Below are 2,728 nucleotides of genomic sequence, written 5' to 3'. Positions count from 1 at the left end.
GAACACCCTTCGTCCGTCTACAGCCACCGCCTCGACTTACGCATTACTCGTCTAGGCGTCCGACCTGACCTCGGTGGCGGACGACGGCCGGGCGCCCGCCAGCCGGTCCTGCACCAGCCCGTGCCGGAACTGGTAGGCGGCCCCCGCCTGGCACAGCACGCCGAGCTTGCGCGCGTCCTCAAGGAAGAGCATCAGCTCCCACGGCAGCTTGCCGCGCAGCGCCAACCAGATCCGCGCCACCGTGAACCACCACCAGCGCAGGTGCAGCACGGACAGCGCGAAGCCGAGCATGAGCCCGGACGCCAGGCCGAGGCCGACCATGCCGGACTGCGTCGGCCCGAACACCAGGCCGGCGGCCGCGCCGAACACCACGGCCAGCACCAGCGACCCCGTCCACACCGCGATCCGGTCCCGCGTCATCGTCCACTTGGGACTCGACGGCTGGGTCAGCTCGCCGCTGCCGCCCAAGCCGAACCGCAGCGCCACCGCCACCGCGATGCCCAGGCCCACCACGAGGCCCGCGGACAGCCCGTACAGCGCGCCGAACACCAGCCCGGCCGCCGTGCCCAGCACGCCGCTGACGACGACGAGGCTGCGCCACACCCCGAGCCGGGGCTTCGGCGTGCGGTGCCCGGACGCGTACAGGGCGGCCACCGCGACCGCCAGCCCCGCGGCCAGCCCGGTGATCGGGGCGAGCTTCGGCGTGTCCGTCGCGTACGCCATCAGCCAGGCGACGCCGAACCCGCCGATCGAGCCGAGCGCGACCGCGCCGAGCAGCGCCAACCACATCGCGCCGACCGAGCGGCGCAGGTCCCACCAACCCAGTTCGCGCACGCCCCGCCGGCGCATCTCGCCCGCCAGGAACGCGAGCCAGCGGGTCGCCTTGTCCCGCGGCCACACCTGGCTGGCCTGCGCCTGGTGGGCCACCGAGCGGTCGCCGAACGCGCCGTTGACCAGCGCGTCGACCAGGTGGTCCTCGATGGCGCGGCGGTCCGGGAACCGGCCGCGGTCCAGCAGCTCGCTCGGCTCGCCGTACCCGTGCACGACGCCCGCCAGCCACACCGCGAGCGGCGTGGACAGCGCCTCGGCCAGCCGTCCATCCGGCTCGTCGCGCAGGTGCAGGAAGATCGGCTCCCAGCGGGCCGCCGTCATCGGGTCCGACACCGCGCGCAGGTAGCCCGCGATCCCCTCGTGGTCCAACGGCTGGAGCTGCACGACGTCCGCGCCGGCGACCGGGACGCCCGCCTCGGCGAACTCCTCCGGCCGGCTGGTCAGCACGAGAGGCTGCCGGCCGGGGAACGCCCGGTTGACGCGGTCCAGCGCGGCGGCGCGCCGTTCGGGCGGGAGCTGGTCGAGGCCGTCGAGCACCGGGAACACGCGGCGCTGCTCGACCAGCAGGTCGCCCGCGTAGCTGCCGTACAGCTCGGTGTTGCGCAGGGCCGGGTGGTCCTCGTACAGCCGCCGGGTCATCCAGGTGCGCACGTCCTCCGCCTCCGGGTCCCAGGTGGAGAGGGGGAGGAGGAACGGCACCGGGCCGCCCTCGTACCGGTCGAGCAGGCCGATGGTCAGCAGCATCGCCGTGGTGCTCTTGCCCGCGCCCGGTTCGCCGAGGACCACCATGCGGGGGTTGCGCCGGAACGCGCGCACGATCCCGTCGCTGTGCCCCGGCTCGCCCTCGAGGGCGGTCCAGTGCAGGTCGAGGAGGTGGTCGTCCAGGCCGCGGGCGCGGCACTCCTCGTTCCACTGCGCGTGCAGGGCGCGGGCGAGCGCGGTGGTGGCCGCGTCGAGGTTCTCGTCGGTGGCGAGGCCCGCGGCCCGTCGGCGGTGCAGCCACGGGTCCAGGGCGGCGAGCAGGGCCAGGAACCCGAGGGCCAGGCCGGTCAGCCACAGTTCGGGGTCGATGCCGTAGTCGGTGACGAACAGGCCGGCCGCGGCGAGCACGGCGGCCAGCACGCACCCCGTGAGCACGGCTCGCTGGCGAAATCTGGACACCACGGCATCATGACCCACCGGTCACCGCTGGTGCCGGTGTGGTCACCCCTGTGTCGTGCGTACTCTCGATTGTGTGATCTGTCCGAAGTGCCACGACCTGATGCGCACCATCAGCCGCGGTTCCGTGCACGTGGACCAGTGCGAGAACTGCAAGGGCGTCTTCCTCGACGGCGGCGAGTTGGAACAGATCATCGCCGCCGAACGCGCGCACTACGCGCAGCCGTACCGGCCGGGAGGCGTTCCGCTCGCCGCGCCGGGCGGGGTGCCGCCGTACGTCCCCGGTCCGCCCGTGCCGGTTCAGGTTCCTCCCGGGCCGGGTGTAACCGTCTCGGTGACACCCGATCGGGCGGTTCCCGTCCCGGCGGCCGAGGCGACCGCGGTCGTTCCGGCCCCGGTCGGCGATCGGGAGGCCGAATCCGGGCAGGCTCGGCACACGACCGGTGCACCGGTTCCGCAGCCCACCGCCGCCCACCCGGCAGAGGTGGGCGGGAGCGGGCAGTCGACGCGGGTGGGGCACTCCGCCGAGTCGACGCGGGTCGAGCCCGGCGACGATGCGCCGCCACCGGCCGAACCTGGCGCGGAACCGCCGACGCGGGTTCAGCGTCCGGCCGATTCGCCGGAGCAGGCCGAGGACGCCGACGGGCCGCCCGCCTACGTCGAGCCCGCCGCCGGTCCGCCGACGCAGGCCGAGCACGGTCCGCCGACGCAGGCCGAGCACGCCGGGCCTGCGACGCAG

General features: G+C 74.6%; 2 protein-coding genes. One reads left to right on the top strand and one right to left on the bottom strand.

Going from position 1 to position 2,728, the window contains the following annotated elements; genetic code table 11:
- Positions 1-51: 51 nt before the first annotated feature.
- Positions 52-1,992: an NACHT domain-containing protein gene (locus ACFQ3T_RS35725; protein WP_380730427.1), complete on the bottom strand. Its 1,941-nt coding sequence runs from the start codon at positions 1,990-1,992 to the stop codon at positions 52-54.
- Positions 1,993-2,065: 73 nt separating this feature from the next.
- Between ACFQ3T_RS35725 and ACFQ3T_RS35720 the strand changes: the two genes are divergently transcribed.
- On the top strand, positions 2,066-2,728 hold a 663-nt coding region (locus tag ACFQ3T_RS35720), incomplete at its 3' end, for a zf-TFIIB domain-containing protein (protein WP_380730424.1).

The organism is Saccharothrix hoggarensis, from assembly GCF_042678885.1.
Taxonomy (GTDB): domain Bacteria; phylum Actinomycetota; class Actinomycetes; order Mycobacteriales; family Pseudonocardiaceae; genus Actinosynnema; species Actinosynnema hoggarensis.
Note: the sequence above shows the minus strand (reverse complement) of the source record. Positions and strands in the feature narration are given on the sequence as shown.